Source organism: Devosia neptuniae (genome assembly GCF_025452235.1).
Taxonomy (GTDB): Bacteria; Pseudomonadota; Alphaproteobacteria; order Rhizobiales; family Devosiaceae; genus Devosia.
In genome coordinates, this window is the sequence record NZ_CP104965.1 from 4012258 (window position 1) to 4029292 (window position 17035).

15 protein-coding genes and 1 pseudogene are annotated in these 17035 nt (G+C 63.6%); 2 read left to right on the top strand and 14 right to left on the bottom strand.

Features of this window, described 5'->3' with window-relative positions; all coding sequences use genetic code 11:
- Positions 1-80: 80 nt before the first annotated feature.
- Entirely contained in the window at positions 81-1370 is a 1290-nt protein-coding gene (locus tag N8A98_RS22530) for an ABC transporter substrate-binding protein (protein WP_262168674.1), read from the bottom strand.
- A 110-nt stretch (positions 1371-1480) separates the two neighbouring features.
- Here N8A98_RS22530 and N8A98_RS22535 point away from each other — a divergent pair, with 110 nt between their 5' ends.
- Positions 1481-2380 carry a choline/ethanolamine kinase family protein gene (locus N8A98_RS22535; RefSeq protein WP_262168676.1) on the top strand — a complete coding sequence of 300 codons (900 nt, stop codon included), beginning with the start codon at positions 1481-1483 and terminating at the stop codon, positions 2378-2380.
- A 39-nt stretch (positions 2381-2419) separates the two neighbouring features.
- Here N8A98_RS22535 and N8A98_RS22540 read toward each other — a convergent pair whose 3' ends face one another.
- The 13 genes and pseudogenes from N8A98_RS22540 to N8A98_RS22605 form a co-directional block, all read right to left on the bottom strand.
- Positions 2420-3352 carry an ABC transporter substrate-binding protein gene (locus N8A98_RS22540; RefSeq protein WP_262168677.1) on the bottom strand — a complete coding sequence of 311 codons (933 nt, stop codon included), beginning with the start codon at positions 3350-3352 and terminating at the stop codon, positions 2420-2422.
- Positions 3353-3421: 69 nt separating this feature from the next.
- Entirely contained in the window at positions 3422-4468 is a 1047-nt protein-coding gene (locus N8A98_RS22545) for an LLM class flavin-dependent oxidoreductase (RefSeq protein ID WP_262168679.1), read from the bottom strand.
- A gap of 15 nt (positions 4469-4483) precedes the next feature.
- A complete protein-coding gene (locus tag N8A98_RS22550; protein WP_262168681.1) occupies positions 4484-5431 on the bottom strand; it encodes an ABC transporter substrate-binding protein in 948 nt (315 codons plus the stop codon).
- An 80-nt stretch (positions 5432-5511) separates the two neighbouring features.
- A complete protein-coding gene (locus tag N8A98_RS23310; RefSeq protein ID WP_315974526.1) occupies positions 5512-7287 on the bottom strand; it encodes an amino acid ABC transporter permease/ATP-binding protein in 1776 nt (591 codons plus the stop codon).
- Positions 7288-7390: 103 nt separating this feature from the next.
- Positions 7391-7924 carry a GNAT family N-acetyltransferase gene (locus N8A98_RS22565; RefSeq protein ID WP_262168683.1) on the bottom strand — a complete coding sequence of 178 codons (534 nt, stop codon included), beginning with the start codon at positions 7922-7924 and terminating at the stop codon, positions 7391-7393.
- Positions 7925-7943: 19 nt separating this feature from the next.
- Positions 7944-9110, bottom strand: coding sequence for a M20 aminoacylase family protein (locus tag N8A98_RS22570; RefSeq protein WP_262168684.1), 1167 nt, complete (start codon positions 9108-9110; stop codon positions 7944-7946).
- Entirely contained in the window at positions 9110-10444 is a 1335-nt protein-coding gene (locus N8A98_RS22575; RefSeq protein ID WP_262168686.1) for an LLM class flavin-dependent oxidoreductase, read from the bottom strand. The genes N8A98_RS22570 and N8A98_RS22575 overlap by 1 nt, the downstream gene beginning before the upstream one ends.
- Before the next feature lie 17 nt (positions 10445-10461).
- Positions 10462-11469, bottom strand: coding sequence for an MsnO8 family LLM class oxidoreductase (locus N8A98_RS22580; protein WP_262168687.1), 1008 nt, complete (start codon positions 11467-11469; stop codon positions 10462-10464).
- Between the two features lie 202 nt (positions 11470-11671).
- Positions 11672-12526 carry a bifunctional 5,10-methylenetetrahydrofolate dehydrogenase/5,10-methenyltetrahydrofolate cyclohydrolase gene (locus N8A98_RS22585; RefSeq protein WP_262168689.1) on the bottom strand — a complete coding sequence of 285 codons (855 nt, stop codon included), beginning with the start codon at positions 12524-12526 and terminating at the stop codon, positions 11672-11674.
- Positions 12526-13686: a hypothetical protein gene (locus N8A98_RS22590; RefSeq protein ID WP_262168690.1), complete on the bottom strand. Its 1161-nt coding sequence runs from the start codon at positions 13684-13686 to the stop codon at positions 12526-12528. Before N8A98_RS22590 ends, N8A98_RS22585 begins: the two co-directional genes overlap by 1 nt.
- A gap of 145 nt (positions 13687-13831) precedes the next feature.
- Positions 13832-14593, bottom strand: a pseudogene (locus N8A98_RS23405) (ABC transporter permease); the annotation flags it as partial.
- Positions 14594-14596: 3 nt separating this feature from the next.
- The gene (locus tag N8A98_RS22600; RefSeq protein ID WP_262168693.1) at positions 14597-15394 is read right to left on the bottom strand and encodes an ABC transporter ATP-binding protein; all 798 of its coding nucleotides are present in this window, start codon (positions 15392-15394) and stop codon (positions 14597-14599) included.
- 2 nt (positions 15395-15396) lie between these two features.
- Positions 15397-15978, bottom strand: coding sequence for an NAD(P)H-dependent oxidoreductase (locus tag N8A98_RS22605; RefSeq protein WP_262168695.1), 582 nt, complete (start codon positions 15976-15978; stop codon positions 15397-15399).
- Between the two features lie 283 nt (positions 15979-16261).
- On the opposite strand from N8A98_RS22605, the gene N8A98_RS22610 reads away from it, so the two are divergent.
- Entirely contained in the window at positions 16262-17032 is a 771-nt protein-coding gene (locus tag N8A98_RS22610; RefSeq protein WP_262168697.1) for an IclR family transcriptional regulator domain-containing protein, read from the top strand.
- Positions 17033-17035: the final 3 nt, after the last annotated feature.

Here is a 17035-nt window from a genome sequence, read left to right on the forward strand (position 1 = left end):
CCGGCTTGCGCCGGCCGCCAGTCAGGGGGAGGAGATATCGGCGAGCGCGCCCGCCATTGGTTTTGCCTCGGAACTGGTCATCAATAGGCCGTGGCCGCCTTGGCTTCGATGGCCGCCAGCACCGAGTCGATCGTCGCCTCGCTCGGGTCCTGCAGGAAGCGCTGCAGCTGGACGCGGTATTCGTCGACCAGATCGCCCGGCAGCAGATCGCCCAGCACGAATTGCACCTTTGCCCCGGCGACGGCCGCGACCGCCGTCTGCTGCACCGGCCCGAGCAGGGACGTGTCGAATGCCGTGCTGGGCGAGGCATAGCCGTATTTGCCCATGATATTGGCGGCGTCCGGCCCGATGATGAAATCGAGGAAAGCGTCCGCAGCAGCAGGATTGTTGCCATTGCTGGTGGCGTTGAGCTCCTTGGTATCGACGCTGGACGTATCGTCGAACCCCATGCCAAGCGCCGGGAACTGGAAGATGGAATAGTCGATGCCCTCCTGCAGCTCATAATCGCTTTTGAGCGCAGCATTGGTCCACATGCCGAACAGCAGGTAATTGGCTTCCTCGGCCCGGAAGATCGCCGGATAGGGGTCTTCGGTGGCCAGCATGGTCGCCGGATCGGCGCAGCAGCCGGCATCCAGCATTTCCTTGACCTTGACGAGGGCGGCCCTGACCTTGGGATCGGTCCAGGGGATTTCGTGGCGCGCCAGTTGTGCCGCGGTTTCGACGCCGGCGGTGCGCAGCAGCAGGGTCTCGAACCACTCGGTATGGGCCCAATATTTGGCCGGGATGACCACGGGATAGGCGTAGCCGGCGGCCTTGAGCTTATCGAAGCTGGCCAGGAACTCATCCCAGGTCGTGGGCGGGGTGACACCGGCCTTTTCGAGTTGGGCGGTCTTGTACCAGATGGCTGAGCGGTCACCATAGGTATAGGTCACGCCATAGGGCACGCCATCGATGGAGCCGAGATCCTTCCAGGATTGGCTCAGCTTGTCGTCCCAGCCAAGGCTGGCCCATTGCTCATCGAGCGGCCGCAGGATGCCGGCCGTAGCCAGTTCGGCGCGGAATGCCGGCCAGGTATTGATGATGAGGTCGACCACCTCGCCGCCCAGCAGCGCCGTGCGGATGCCGCCGCGCGCATCGCCCTGCCCGCCCGCCGGCTGGAACTCCCGCACGGTGACGCCGGGGTTCAGCTCCATGAACTTGGCTTCGACCTCATGCCACATCTCTAGGTCGGTACCGCCCTGCCATTGCAGGATGACCAGCTCGCCGCTGGCATCCTGGGCAAGGGCAGCGCCACCCATGGCTAGCAGCGCCGCCGTGGCCAGACCCGACAGAAGTGCACGTCGTCCGCAGACACCTTTGAATTTGCTCATGCTTTCTCCTCCGCATTGATCCAGCCTTCTTTGCGTGGCTATCATCAACAATGTTGAAACGTTATCATCTATTCTGCGATTGGCAATCCCCTGTGGAAATGGGTGCAAGGATGACGTTTCAGACGCGCGCGATCGAGCTGCCACCGGATCTGGCCGAGCGGTTGGCCGCAATAGTGGGGACCACCGCCTTCGAGGCTTTCGAGCTGGTGGGCGTGCAGAGCCTGAACAATCGCGTTCTGCAACTGGTGTGTCCGGGCAGCGGGCAGGCCTATGCCGTTCGCCTCGCCAGTGAGCGGGCGGCCGCGCATATGGGTGTGGACCGGCGCGAAGAGGCAGCGATCGCGCAGATCGCCGGCAAGGCCGGTATCGGGCCGGAGCTAGTGCATTACGATCTCGACAGCGGCATGATGATCAGCAAGTGGATCGATCAGGCCGTGCCGCTGCAGCCGCAGGCCTTACGGCAAAGGCCCGTCATGCTGCAGGCCATCGCACTGGCCCGGCGGCTGCACACCATAGAGGCCGGCGAGATCGCGGGCGGCAGAACGATCTTTGAGCGCATCGCCCATATGGAGCGCAGCGCCGCCGCCCTCAACGCGGGTGAATTGATCCAAGCGCGTCACCGCAACAGGCTGGATGCCCTGGCAGCCGCCGCCCCACAGCCCCGCTGGGTGACTCACAATGATCTATGGCCAAACAATATCCTGGCCGACGGCAGGCGCTTCTGGCTGACCGATTGGGAATTTTCCGGCATCGGTGACGGCATGTACGACATTGCCAGTCTGTCGCTGTCCGCCGGCCTCGACGCCACCGCAGAGCAAGACTTGCTGGCGGCCTATGGCGATGGCGATCTGGATTGGCTGGCCGCCATGAAGTGGGTCGTGTGCTATTTCGAGGCCGTATGGTCGGCCAATATGGCTCTATTGTCCGCCAGCGCCCCGGCGGCAGGCGGCCAGCCGTTTGATTTCAAGGCGCATAGCGAACAGATGCTCGCCAAGCTGGACGCGGGTTGACCAGCGGCCACCCCGAAGGGCGGCCGCCAATTGCCGGCGTCAGGTCTTGGGCAGGCCGGGCGGATTGGTCTGCGACGTCTCGACCGCTTCGGCGGCGATGTTCCAGTGTTCCAGCGTCTGGCCGTAGAGCCCGCTTTCGATCAGCCCGTTGATGGCGATGGTGATGGCATCGGCCAGCCCGGACCCCTTGCGAGTGGTGGCGGCGATTTCGGCCTTGAGCGGCCAGCCGCCGCTCTGGATGCCGACCAGGCGTGTATCGCCGGTGACGGCGGAGGAATAGGACAGGGTCGGGTTCGGGTTGAACTCCACATCGGCCCGGCCGGACTGGATGGCGAGCGTGCTGGCCGCCGAGTCGTCGTAATATTGCACTTCGACCGGGGCGAGACCGGCTTCGACATTCAGGCGATCCCATTCCAGGATGATCTTTTCCTGGTTGGTGCCGGCGCCGGTAATGACCTTGAGCCCGGCAATGTCCTTGGGCTCATTGATTGCGGTGATCGGGCTGTCGGAGCGGACATAAAAGCCCAGCACGTCCTGGCGGTAGCTCGAAAAATCGAACTTTTCCTTGCGCTCCTCGGTCACGGTGACGTTGGAAATCACCGCGTCGTACTTGCCCGAACTGACCCCGAGCGGCCAATCGGCCCAGGCGACGGCCACCAGGTTGAGCTCGAGCCCCAGCGAGTCCGCAATCAGCGAGGCGATATCGGGATCGGAGCCCACCACGGTCTGGGAATCGGTGGCATAGGTGGCAATCGGCGGGTCCCACGGCGAGACCGCAACGGTGAAGGCGCCTGGCCTGGCGAACTTGAAATCGGCCGGGATGGCGGCGATCGCTTCGGCATTGGGCTCGGCCTTGAGGCGGCCCGGCTGTTCGGGGCTGAGATCGAACGCGGCCTGGGCGAAGGCAGTACCGGTGAGGGCCGCGAGGGCAAGGCCGGCCAGCAGCAGTCTGAGGGAGTTTGGCTTGGTCATGTCATGCTTTCGTTTCGTCGTGACGCGCTGTGATGTGCCGCGGCTTTGCGCAGGGCCGGGCATGGTGGGTCAGACCAGCCGGATAGCGGGCCGGGCCTGGGATGAGGACTTGGCCGACCAGCCCAGCGCCGGAGCGATGCGCGTGATGGTGTCGGTCAGGATCTGTTCGTATTCCGGGAGCGTGAACTCGTAGGGCAGTTCGATCCGCAATTCGTCGACCAGCGGCAGCACCGGATCATCAAGCAGCCAACCCGCGATCTGCTCGGCGCTGCCGACCAGATCGCGCGGGAACAGCGTGCGGCGTTCGCCCTGCGGCTTGAGGGTGCGTTCATAGCGGCCAGCGGCGTAAGCCTCGTAGCGGGCAATGCGCGCAGGCGGTGCGCTGTCGGTGGGAACGATCACACGGCCGACGGCGACCCGCCCCGGCCAGCCGTCCGAGGCTTGCCGATAGGCCTGGATCAGGTTGCGCTGGGCGGTGTGGAAGTCGTCGGTGTCTTCGCCGGAAATCACATTGCCGGTGAGCAGGTTGAAGCCATTCTCCCCCGCCCAACGCGCCGATTTGAGCGAACCGCCGCCATACCAGAGGCGGTTGGCCAGGCCCGCAGCATAGGGTTGCAGGCGCGGCCGCTGTGGGCCGAACGGGGTGGCGATGGTGGTGTCGTCATCGCCGAGATAAGCGCCCCGCAGATTGGCGGCGAAGCGTTCGATGCGGCCATGGCCCAGATCATGGCCCTGCCAATCGCCATCGTGCACCAGCGGCCCGAGGATTGCCGCATGTGGCGGCACGCCGGCACTCAACCCGACATTGAGCCGCCCGCGCGACAGCACATCGACCATGGAGAGGTCTTCGGCCAGCCGGAACGGGCTCTCATAGCCGATCTGGATTACCGCTGAGCCAAGCTGGATCGTGCTGGTGCGCTGGCTCGCCGCAGACAAGAACACCGCTGCCTGCCCGATGCCGGGCTCCAGATGCCGCTGGCGGACCCAGGCGCTGTCAAAGCCCAATTGCTCGCCGAAGGCGATCAGGTTCAGCGTGGCGTCGATCCCCTCGAAGGGATTGTCATTGCTGAAATTGCCCGGCGTCAGAAAGCCGATATGCCTGATATTGAGGGCCATGCTGGATCGTCCCGATCACGACGCCGGCGGCTTGGGCAGGCCGGGCGGGTTGGTCCGCGATTCTGGCACCGCCTCGGGCGTCACATTCCACTGCGCCAGCAGTTCGGCATAGGTGCCGGTCTCGATCAGATGGTTGATCGCGGCGGTGAACGGCTCGGCCAGCCCACTGCCCTTGCGCGTGGTAATGCCCACATCGGCGGGGTTCGGCCAACCGGAGCTGATCGTGCCCACCAGCTTGGTGTCACCCGTCAGCGCGGCGTGATAGGCCTGTGGTGCATTGGGATTGAGCTGCACATCCGCCCGGCCCGAGCTGATGGCCAACGATGCCGCCGCATCGTCGTCGTAATATTGCAGCTCGATCGGCGCCAGGCCCGCTTCCTGGTTCTGGCGATCCCATTCGAGCGCAATGCGCTCCTGGTTGGTGCCTGAACCGGTGATGATCTTGAGCCCGGCAATATCCTTGGGCTCCTTGATCGAGGTGATCGGGCTATCGGCCCTGACATAGAAACCGTGGATGCCGATGCGATAGGTCGAGAAGTCGAACTTCTCCTTGCGCTCCTCGGTCACGCCAACATTGGAAATCACCGCGTCATACTTGCCCGCCGTCACCCCCAGCGGCCAGTCGGCCCAGGCGATCGGCACGATCTCGACCGGCAGCCCGAGCACCTCGCCCACGAGCCGGCCAATATCCGGATCGAAGCCAACCACCGTGGCGCCATCGGTCGCATAGGTCGCGATCGGCGGCGCGCCGGCGGCAATGGCGACGCTCAATACGCCGTCCTTGGCCCATTTATAGTCGGGCGGCAGCAAGGCCGCGATGGCGTCGACCTTTTCCGCATGCAGGCGATTGGCCGGATTGGGCTCGAGGCTGAAGCCGGCGGCCTGGCCGAGCGCGATGCCCGATGTCGACGCTGCCAGCAGCAGGCTCGTCGCCGCGATAATGAAGGATTTTCTGGAGAGCAATTGGCGTTCCTTTGGCTTGATCGAGGCGTGCGCCAGCCTGCCGGACGAATGGCATGAGCAGGCGGCGCAGGCGTTGGACGTTAGAGAACCTTGGCGATGAACTCGCGGGTGCGCGGATGGGACGGCTCGTTGAACAGCCGCTCGGGCGGCCCGACTTCCAGCACCTTGCCGCCTTCCATGAACACCACGCGGTCGGCCACTTCGCGGGCAAAGCCGATTTCGTGCGTCACGATGATCAGCGTCGTGCCGGATTTGGCCAATTCCTTGATGACATCGAGCACTTCGCCCACCAGTTCGGGATCAAGCGCCGAAGTCGGCTCATCGAACAGCAGCACTTTGGGCCGCAGCGCCAGGGCCCGGGCGATGGCGACGCGCTGCTGCTGCCCACCTGAGAGGTGCCGCGGATAGGCATCGGCCTTGTCGGCGAGGCCCACGCGGGCCAGCAGGTCCCGCGCGTCGGCAATGGCCTCCTCGCGCGGCACGCCGCCCACCGAGACCGGGGCTTCGATGATATTTTCGAGCGCCGTCAGATGCGGGAACAGGTTGAAGCTCTGGAACACCATGCCCACGGCCGAGCGGCGGCGGCGGATGGCGGGCTCCTTGAGCTCATAGAGCACATCGCCGCGGCGCTCATAGCCGATCAATTCGCCATCGATGCTGACCACGCCGGCATCGGCGCGCTCCAGATGGTTGATGGTGCGCAGCAGGGTGGATTTGCCGGCGCCGGACGGGCCGATAATGGCGGTGACTTCGCCGGGCGCGATGGTTAGGCTGACATTGTCGAGCACGACATTGGCGCCAAAGCTCTTGTTGATGCCATGCAGGTCTACCCGGCCTTCGCCGGTATTGCCAAAGGCAGTGCTGAGCGGCTTGCGGGCAACGTTCGTAGCCGAGGTGCCGACCGTGTCAGTGGGCCGGCGGGCCAGGAAGCGCAGCGCCTTGTCGATGGCAGTCGGGCCGGCATCGCGGCGCGCGCCCTTGGCGAAATGCTGCTCGACGAAATATTGCACGCTGGACAGCACGATCATGATGATCAGGTACCAGACGGTCGCCACCATCAGCAGCGGAATGACTTCCAGGTTGCGGCGGTAAATCACCTGCACGGTGTAGAACAGCTCGGGCAGCGCCAGCACGTAAACGATGGACGTCGCCTTGGCGAGGCCGATGATCTCGTTAAAGCCGGATGGCAGAATGGCGCGCATGGCCTGGGGCAGCACGATATGAATGCCCTGGCGCCAGCGGGTCAAGCCGAGTGCAGCGGCGGCCTCGTGCTGCCCTTGATCCACCGACAGGATGCCCCCGCGAATGATCTCGGATGAGAAGGCCGCCTGATTGAGGCTGAGCCCGATCAGCGCCACCGAAAACGGGCTGAGCGTCTGCACCGTGTCGAATTGGGCGAACAGGATATTGGTGAAGGGCACGCCGATATTGATGGTGGCGTAGAGATAGCCCAGATTGTTGAGCACCAGCAGCAGCACGATCAGCGGGATCGAGCGCAGCAGCCAGATATAGCCCCAGGACAGGCCCGACAGCAGCGGCGATTTGGAGACCCGCGCGAAGGCCAGTACGCCGCCGAGCAGGAAGCCGATGACCGAGGCCAGCGCCGTCAACAGCAGCGTGCGGCCCAGCCCCACCAGGACGGGTTCGGAAAAGAAGAACTGCGCGAAGACCGACCAGCCCCAGCGCTCATTGGTGAACACCGAATGCAGCGACACCGCGATGACAAAGGCCGCAACCAGGCTCCCCACGATGCGCCAGGGATGGCGCGCCGGCACCACCCGGTAGCGGGCATAGTCCCGCGCCGAGCCCCTGCCCGCCGAACTGGTTTCCGTGCCGACTTCCGTTGCCGATGCCATGTCACCCTCTTATTCTATAAATCTGATAGACATTAGGTTCGAACGAGGCGTCGCAGCAATGTGCTCCCGTTCTGTGTTTGCGATGTCTCAGGACATTTTTGCCCTAGGCGGCGGGCGCGCTCAGATGATCGTTGCGCGACCCCGGATGAATGCCAGCCGGCGCCAACACTTTCTCGAACGGCAGGATCTGGATGGTCTCGGGGTCGGCGGCGACGTCGAACAGTGCGGTATAGCCGCTCTTGAGATAGAGCTTGGCCGCCTCGGGCTGGCGGAAGCCCGTGGTGAGATAGACGCGGCTATAGCCCTTGGCAGCCGCCCGGCTTTCCAGCTCCGCCAGCACGCGCTGCGCCAGGCCCTGGCGGCGGTGGTCGATGTCGGTCCACATCCGCTTGAATTCAGCGGTGGTGTCGTCGTAGCGCATGAAGGCCCCACCCGCGATGGGCTTGCCGTCTCGCAACAGCAGGACGAAGGCGCCATCAGGGTCGGCAAAGCGTTCAGGCGGATAGCGGTTCATCTCGGCCGAGGAATCTTCGCCGAAATAATTGCCATAGCGATTGCGGTATTCCACCGTGAGTTGCTCGATCAGCGGCCGGGAAATCTCGGCATTTGGCGTCGTGTAAAGAAAGCTGTCGGTCATTTCGAAGCTCCGGAAGCAATCACGCCGCGACCGCGTTGGTCGCCAGGTAATCCTGGGCCAGTTGCACCCAATAGCGGGCGGCATCGGGCAGGATGGCGTCGTTGAAATCATAATGCGGGCTATGCAGGTCGGCGCTGTCGCCATTGCCCAGGAACAGATAGCTACCAGGCCGCTGCTCCAGCATGAAGGCAAAGTCCTCGCTGGCGGTGATCGGCCGCAGGCTGGTGTCGATCCGCCCCTCGCCGAAATGCCGGCGGGCGACCTGGCGGGCGAACTCGGTTTCGGCCGCATGATTGACCAGCACCGGATAGCCGCGCGGATAGAACACCTCGGCGCTGGCGCCGAAACTGGCCGCCTGGCTTTCCACCAGCGCGGTCAGCCGCTGCCGGATCTGCTCGCGGATAGCGGCGTTGAAGGTGCGCACCGTCAATTGCAGCTCGACACTATCGGGAATGACATTGGGCGCCACCCCACCATGGATGGAGCCGACGGTCACCACCGCCATTTCGAGCGGATCGACATTGCGCGACACCAGCGTCTGCAAGGCCATGACCAGGCTGGCGCTGACCACGACCGGATCGACCGTCTGGTGCGGCTTGGCCCCATGCCCGCCGCGCCCATGGATCTTGATGATCACCAGATCGACCGAGGCCATGGCCGGGCCATCGAGAAAGGCGAATTGCCCGGTGGGAATGCCGGGCCAATTGTGCAGGCCGAAAACCGCATCGACCGGAAAGCGCTCGAACAGGCCATCCTCGATCATGGTGCGGGCGCCACTATTGTTCTCCTCGGCCGGCTGGAAAATCACCCGCAAGGTGCCGGAAAACTGCCGGCTTGCCGCCAACTGACGCGCTGCGGACAGCAGGATCGTGGTATGCCCGTCATGGCCGCAGGCATGCATCTTGCCCGGATTGCGGCTGGCATAGGCAAGGCCGGTGGCTTCCTCGATCGGCAACGCATCCATATCGGCGCGCAGGGCCAGCGAGCGTTCGCCAGGCCCCTGCCGCAGCGTTCCCACCACGCCCGTTCGGCCGACGCCGGTTACAACATCATAGCCCCATTCGCTCAGGTACGAGGCCACCAGCGCGCTGGTTTCGTGCTCCTCATAGGCCAGTTCGGGCGCCGCATGCAGCCGGTGGCGCAGCGCCACGAAATCCTCATCGGTCACCGGCGCCGCTCCGCTCATCAGCCGGCCGCCTTGGTGTCGGCCAGCGCATAGCGGCTTTCGCGGAATGGCAGGCCCAGGTGATCGCGCAGGGTGTCGCCAATCTGCTCGCGCGAATGGCGCCCGCGCTGTTCGAGGATCGGCAGCACCTGGGTATCGAAATCCTCGATCCCGATGCCCTGGACCGGGAAGCCCAGCACGAAGCCGTCGGATGCGGCGGTATCGACCCATTCCTCGATCTTGTCGGCGATCTGCTCGGGCGTGCCGACGAATTCGCTGCGCGGTGTCGCCGATTCCAGTGCCACTTCGCGCAGGGTCTGGCCTTTTTCCCGGGCGATGCGCTTGATGCGATCGGTGCCGGACTTGAAGTTGTTGGAGCCCAGATCGCCCAGTTCGGGGAATGGCGCATCCACATCATATTGGCTGAAATCGTGGTGATCGAAGAAGCGGCCAAGATAGGCCAGCGCCTCGCTGATATTCACCAGGTCGCGGATTTCCTGATATTTGCGCTGCGCCTCGGCCTCGGTCGAGCCCACGACCGGGCCGATTCCCGGCAGGACCTTGATGGCGTCGGCACCCCGGCCATGCGCCACTGCGCTTTGCTTGAGCTTGCTGGTCAGGACCCGGTTTTCCTCGATCGAGGCCGAATTGGCAAAAACCGCGTCAGCATGCAGGCCCGCCAGATCGATCCCCGCATCGGAGCCGCCGGCCTGGAACAGCACGGTCTGCCCCTGGGGCGAGCGCTGGATATTGAGCGGGCCTTCGGCCGAATGGAAGCGGCCCTTGAAATTGAGCCGGTGCAGCTTGGTGAAATCGGCGAACTGACCCTTGGCCCGGTCGCGCACAAAGGCGTCGTCGTCCCAGCTGTCCCACAGGCCCTTGACGATCTCGATGTGCTCGGCCGCGATTTCGTAGCGCAATGCATGGTCGGGATGGCTGGCGCGGCCATAATTCCTCGCCGATCCCTCGAGCGGGGAGGTCACCGCATTCCAGCCCGCCCTGCCCTTGCTGAGCAGGTCGATGGAGGCAAACTGCCGCGCCACGGTGAACGGATCGCTATAGGAGGTGGACAGCGTGCCCACCAGCCCGATCTTGCTGGTCACCGTCGCCAGTGCCGAGAGCAACGCAATCGGTTCGAAGCGGTTGAGGAAATGGGGGATCGACTGCTCGTTGATATAGAGCCCGTCCGCAACGAAGGCGAAGGCAATGCCCGCCGCCTCGGCCCGCTTGGCCGTATTGAGGATGAAGTCGAAATTGACGCTGGCGTCGGCGGGCACGCTTGGATGCTTCCAGGCGTTCATATGGCCGCCGGGGCCGTGCAGCATGATGCCGAAGGGAATGCGTTTCTGGCTCATTTTGAAGGCCCCATGATTTAAGCGGAAAGTGCTGTTGGCAATGGTTGCAGCCGGGCGGCGGCGACCAGTTCGACCGCTTCGATGCGGCTATCGCCGGCATTGGCGAAATCGATGATGAATTCGGCAATGCCATGCTGGCGCGCGAGCTGGTCGAGCGCCGCGATGATGTCCGTGCCATCGCCGGCCAGCGCCGTGGATTGGCGGCGTTCGACCGTGTAGTCGCTAACGCCGGCCTGCCGCGCATATTCAGCCGCCTGCGCCTCGCTGCCCACGGTGACGCTTTGCGCGCCCGGAATATGCACGCGATAGGGCGTGAACAATTCGGCCTGCGCCCGGGCCTCTGCCGCCGAGCGGGCCACGACAGCCGCCAGCGCAACCACAGGCGTGCGGCCACTGGCATCGCGATAGGTCGAGATTGCTGCCGACAGCGTCGCGTCGTCGCCATTCAGATGGCGGGCAAAAACGAAGTTCCAGCCCAGTTCGGCTGCCAAGGCCGCGCTTTCGACGCTGGCCCCGAGCAAGTGCCTTTCCCCCGCATTGCGCGGCCGCGGCGTCGCATCCAGCCCCTCGGGGCGGCGCGCTGCATCGTCCGACAGGAAGCGGTCGAGTTCTTCCAGCTGGGTGCGGAAATCGGGCTTTTGGGCCAGGTCGCGACCGAATTGCAGCGCCTTGGTCGAAAGCGGCAGCCCGCCCGGCGCCTTGCCGATACCGATATCGATCCGCCCCGGCGCCAGCGCCGCCAGCAAGTTGAAATTCTCGGCGACCTTATAGGGGCTATAATGCTGCAGCATCACGCCGCCCGAACCAATGCGGATGCTCCTTGTATGGGCGGCAAGATGGGCCAGCAGGACTTCGGGCGATGAACTGGCGAGGTCAGGCGTATTGTGGTGTTCGGCCACCCAGAAGCGCCGATATCCCAGGGCCTCGGCCCGCTGCGCCAGCGCCACAGTGCGCCGCAGGGCCAGCGCCGGGTCCTCGCCACGGACGATCGGACTCTTGTCCAGCACGCTCAATGCGTAGCTCATTGTTTCCCCTGCCGAATAGCAAATCACGTGCCGGGATTATAAGTCTACTAATTTGATAGATAAACGTTGCGAGGCCTGCCGGAGGCCATATTCAGAAGGCTTTTTCCCTTCCGATGATTTGCCAGCAAGGCCACGCTAGCGCCGGGGGTTACGGCAACCATTTTCGTTCGGCGCAGGACGCGGGGGAGGAATGAGCGCGCGGTTATTGCCTGGCCGCTGCCTGCAGCAGGTTTTTGAGCAGCATGGCGCGGGTCAACGCCCCGACAGAGCCGTGCGGTGGCGTGATCCAACCGGCCACATTCGCAACGCCCGCAGCGATATCCGAAATCATCGCGCCATCGACATAGCTGATGCCAACGCCGATCACAGCGGCGCCGGGCTTGACCATGTCGGTTTTGATCAGGTTGGGAAGTCCCGCGGCCGAAATGATGATATCGGCGCGGCGCGTGGTAGCGGCGAGGTCGCGGGAGCCGCTGTGCAACAGTGTGACGGTGGCGTCTATACCGCGTTGCGACAGCAGCACAGCCAGGGGCCGGCCCACCAGATTGCCGCGACCGATGATAGCCACTTCGGCTCCGGCCAAAGGTATGTCGTAGGCCCTTAGCAGAGTGAGGATGGCGGCCGGCGTACAGGGCAGGATGCCCGGCTGGCCGCCCAGCAAGCGCCCCAGATTGATCGGGTGCAGCCCATCGATATCCTTGTCGGGCCGCACGGCTTCGAGCATGGCGGCTCCGTCGAGCCCTGCCGGCAGTGGCAATTGCACCATGAAGCCGTGCACGGACGCATCGGCGTTCAGCGCCGCGATGACCGCCAGCAGTTCATCCGCCGCGATCGTAGCCGGTAGCCGCATGTCCTCGACCGCAATGCCGATTTGAGCGCAATCGGCATGTTTGCGCGCCACATAGCTGGCGCTGGCGGGGTCATCCCCCACCAGTACGGTTGCCATTTTCGGCTGGATGCCGCGCGCCTTGAGTTGCGCCGCATCGGCTTTCATCTCGCCCCGCAGGCGCTCGGCGAGCTGGTCGCCGTCGAGCAGAATGGCCTGCGGATGCGGCATTACTTCAGCCCGATGGAGGGATCGATGAAGCGGTTGGTGACGACGCTTTCCGGCGTCACAGCCGGGTCGGCGCGTTCGTCGAGCCCACCCTTGACCAGATCGAACAGCGCCGAAACCCGCGCCATATCGAAATCGCCCAAAGTGGCATTGCTGCCATTGGAGACCACACCGGAATCGACCAGCGCCTTGGCCGCATAGGTCATCAGGTCGGCATCGGTCTTCCAATAGCCGGCGCCGAAGCCGCCCTCGTTGAAGGCCACGATGGTCCCATTGGCCTCGACCGGGTCGGTAACATAATCCACCTCGGCCTGCTGGATGATCGGCACCAGCTTTTCAAGGCACGGCGCCAGTTCTTCCAGCCGGTTGGTGGCGACCGAGAGCATGCCGGTATAGATCGAATAGCCCAGATCGGAGATCAGCAGATAGTCGATCGGCTTGGCCCAGTTGTTGCCGTGAGCGAATTTATAGACCTCACTGGTGACAAAGCCCTGATTGAGCCAGGTGCCATTGTTGACGACGAAATTCTCGCCATCGCCGCGATAACCTTCCACGAACACATCGGCCGGCACGCCCTGATCGACCAGATATTTGCCGAAGGTGCGCTTGATGGTAGAGACGTAGATCTTGCCCTTGCCGGAGGCGGCGAAGGCCTTGAGATCGTCAATGGTCTTGAAGCCTTCGGGATAGGTGGCCTGGTCCCAGAACAGGGATGTGGGCGATTTGTCGAGCGGGCTGACCACGCCGACGACCGGGAATTGCTTGGAGAAGATGAAGGCGTTGTCCAGCTCCTGGAAGCCCAGATGGGGCGTCACGCCGGCTTTGGAATTGCCCATATAGAGCGCCGAATAGGCGGTTTCGCCATCGCCCAGCCCGACCCCGCCGCCGCCTTCGAGCAGCACCAGATCGATGCCGGTCGAGCCGAGTGGCCCCTGATATTTTCCGGAGGACATTTCGCCCCCTGCCCCGATCATCTGATAGAGCCCGCCATGCTCGGCCTGGGCCAGCCAATCCTTCTGGATGATGAAGGGATTGGGGCACACGTCGGCCAATGGGGTGGTGTAATGCGCCTTGGCGAAGGCGCCGGGCTCGGCGGCCTGGGCGGCTTGCCCTATGCCGGTAAGCGCGGTGACGGCGAGCAGTAAGGTCCTGAAGTTCATCATTGTTGTCCCATGTGAAGAATTTCGGTGTGCGCGGGTCTGGCTTGTACCTCGCGCTACCTCCCCCCGACTCGTGCCATTCTGAAAACAGCCGGTTTCCAAGCCAGCTGAACAGCAGATAAACCGAGATCGACAGCACCGACGACACCAGCAATGCGGCATACATCTGTTCGTATTTGAAATCGATCTTGGCGTTGATCAGCATCTGCCCGAGCCCCCCGGGGCCGGACAGGAAAAACAGTTCCGACACGATGGCGCCGATCACCGCGAGCCCCGCCGAAATACGCAGCCCGGCAAACAGCGTCGGCGCCGCCGAAGGGAAACCGGCCTTGACCAGCATGGTGGGCCAACCGGCCTTTTGCAGGCGGAACAGGTCGATAATGCTGCGATCGACACTCTTGAGGCCGAGCAGCAGCGTGGTCGGAATGGAAAAGAAAGTGAAGAGCGCCACGATCAGCACTTTGGGCAGAAAGCCGAAGCCCAGCGCCGATTGCAGCAGCGGAATGATCGCCAGGATCGGGATGGATTGCAGCGCGACGAGGTAGGGAAAGATGGCCTTTTCCATGACCTGGAAGCGGAACATCACCACGCCCAGCAACATGCCGATGGGAATGGAAATGGCCAGCCCCGCCAGCGCAATCGATAGCGTGGTGACGGCAGCGTTGAACAATTGGCCGAGCACTGCGGGCTGGCTGAAGGCCTGGGTCCACAGGCCCTCAAGCGTCGGCATCAGGAATTGCCGGTGGGTTTCCAGCCCCGAGCGCGTCCAGATATAGGCGATGACGACCAGCACGCCCATCAGCAGCGGCGGCAGCAGGGCAGCGGCAAAGCGCTGCGACATACCCGGCCGCGCGGCCAGCGGCTTGGCGAGATAGCGTTCCACGGCGAGCTTGCGTTGGGATTTTGCCATAGTCTAGCCCTCCATCGCGTTGCGCAGGGCCAGCGAGATTTCCCCGCAGACTTCGGCAAAGCCGCTGCTATAGCGTAGCTCAGGCGTGCGCGGCTCGGGGAAGGCGATGTCGAAGCTGGCGACGATCCGGCCGGGCCGCTTGGACATGACCACGACCTTGGTGGACAGATAAACCGCCTCGGGGATCGAGTGCGTGACGAAAACGCCAGTGAATTTCTGCCTGGTATAGAGCGCGATCAGCTCATCATTGAGCCGCTCGCGGGTGATTTCATCCAGCGCCCCAAAGGGCTCGTCGAACAGGAACACCGCCGGATTGAGCGCCAGCGAGCGCGCCAGTGAGGCTCGCATTTTCATGCCGCCAGACAGCCGCCGGGGATAGTGGTTTTCAAACCCCGACAGCCCCGCCAGCTCGATCTGCTCCAAAGCAATGCGGCGGCGCTCGGCCGGATCGAAGCCGCGCAATTCCATCAGCAGCTCGACATTGGCCAAAACCTTGCGCCACGGCAGCAGCGTTGCGTCCTGAAACGTATAGCCAAGGCTGTCGCGATCCACCCAGATATCGCCCGAGGTGTGGCTCTCAAGCCCCGAGGCGAGCTTGAGCAGGGTGGATTTTCCGCAGCCAGAGGGGCCGACAATGGAGACGAACTCGCCCGGCTGGATGGCCAGCGTCACCGTGTCGAGCGCCTGTGTGCCATCGGGAAAGGTCATCGAGACGGCGTCGAACATCAGGGCAGCATTGCCCGGCAGCCGGTCATTGGCCGGGGCTTTGTCGGTCTTTGTCTGGGCCAAGGCAGTGGTCATGGCTAGAACTTCAGCATTTCGGCGCGGATCTTGGCGATGTAGGCATCGGTGCGTTCCGGCGTTGCATTGTTGATGTCGTATAATGCGTGATAGCGCACTTTGACCCTTGGGTGGCAGACGACGCGCAAAAAGCGCGTGCCATTCTTGCGCGGCGCATCGCCCAACACGGCCGCGCGCCAGCGCTTGGAGCCATAGGTCGTGACGGTCGCCAGCTTCCGAATGTTCTTGAGGCCGGGCGAAACCTGCCCATCCACCAGCTTGAACGACACATCGGGCAGGAACACGCGGTCGAAATAACCCTTCAGAATGGCCGGCCAGCCGAAATTCCATACCGGGTGGCACAGCACCAGCCCCTCGCAGCTTTGCAGCCGCTCGACATATCCCGCGACCTTGCGCTGATTGATGGCCGTGTCGTGATAGTCGCGCCGATCCTGCGGCGACAGGATGGGGTCGAAATTGTCGGCATAAAGGTCGAGATCGTCCACCTCATGCCCCGCCTGGACGAGGCTCTCCACCGTCACCTGATGCAAATGCGCGGCAAGGCTATCGGCCAGAGGGTGGGCATAGATGACGTGGACTTTCATTCCGATCCTTAGGGCAGTCGCGACGAGGCGTGCGGACGAGTTCTGGTGCCGCCAATCAGCAGCCCCCGCCCCTCGCTCCCAGCACGTTCGATTATCGAATTAATGTTCGTTATGTAGAGCCTAAGGCCAGTTTGGCGGCACGGTCAAGCCGATTGATTATCTTGAAGGCCGAATTTCGTGATGCACAATATATAGGCACACATACGGACCATCGCTCGCTAACCGAACGATTGATCTATTATCGAACATCACTAAGATGATTTTGATTTGGGGATGCATGAACATGCGCAGGCTGGACGCGGACGACAAGGAAGTTTCGCTGACCTTTGCCAAGGGCCTGGAGGTCATCTGCGCCTTCGACGGCAAGAACCGCATGCTGACCATGGCCGAAGTGGCGCAGAAAACCAATCTCAGCCGGGCGGTGGCGCGGCGGCTGGTGCGGACGCTCGAACAGCTCGGCTATCTCGCCAGCGACCGGGGCCGCTACGAGCTCACCCCCCATGTGCTGCGCCTGACCCAGGGCTTTGTTGAAGGCCGCGGCATTTCGCAGATCATCCAGCCCATCCTGCGCCTCACCTCCGACGAGGTGGGTGAGGCCGTGTCCTTCAGCATGCTGGACGATACCGAGGCGGTTTACGTCGCCCATTCCTATGGCCCGGCGCGCTTCACCCTCAACATGGTCACCACCGGCAGCCGCATTCCCCTGCTGCCCACCGCCGCCGGCCGCGCCATGCTGGCCTTTCTCGATGCGGAAACCCGCGAGGCGATCATTGCCGATGCGCCGCTGACCGCCCATACCCAGCACACCGAAACCAGCAAGGACAAGCTCATCGCCCAGCTCGGCGCGATCCGCGCCAAGGGCTATTGCTTTGCCGATGCCGAATATGTCGAGGGCGTGGATTCCCTGGCCGTGCCGGTGCTGGGCGTGGGCGGCAAGGTCATCGGCGCCATCTCGATCATCTTCCCGCAGAGCCGCTATCAGCCCGAACATATTGAGCAGGTCATGTTCCCCAAACTGCGCCAATGCGCGGCCGATGTCGGCCTGACCTTCTAGGGG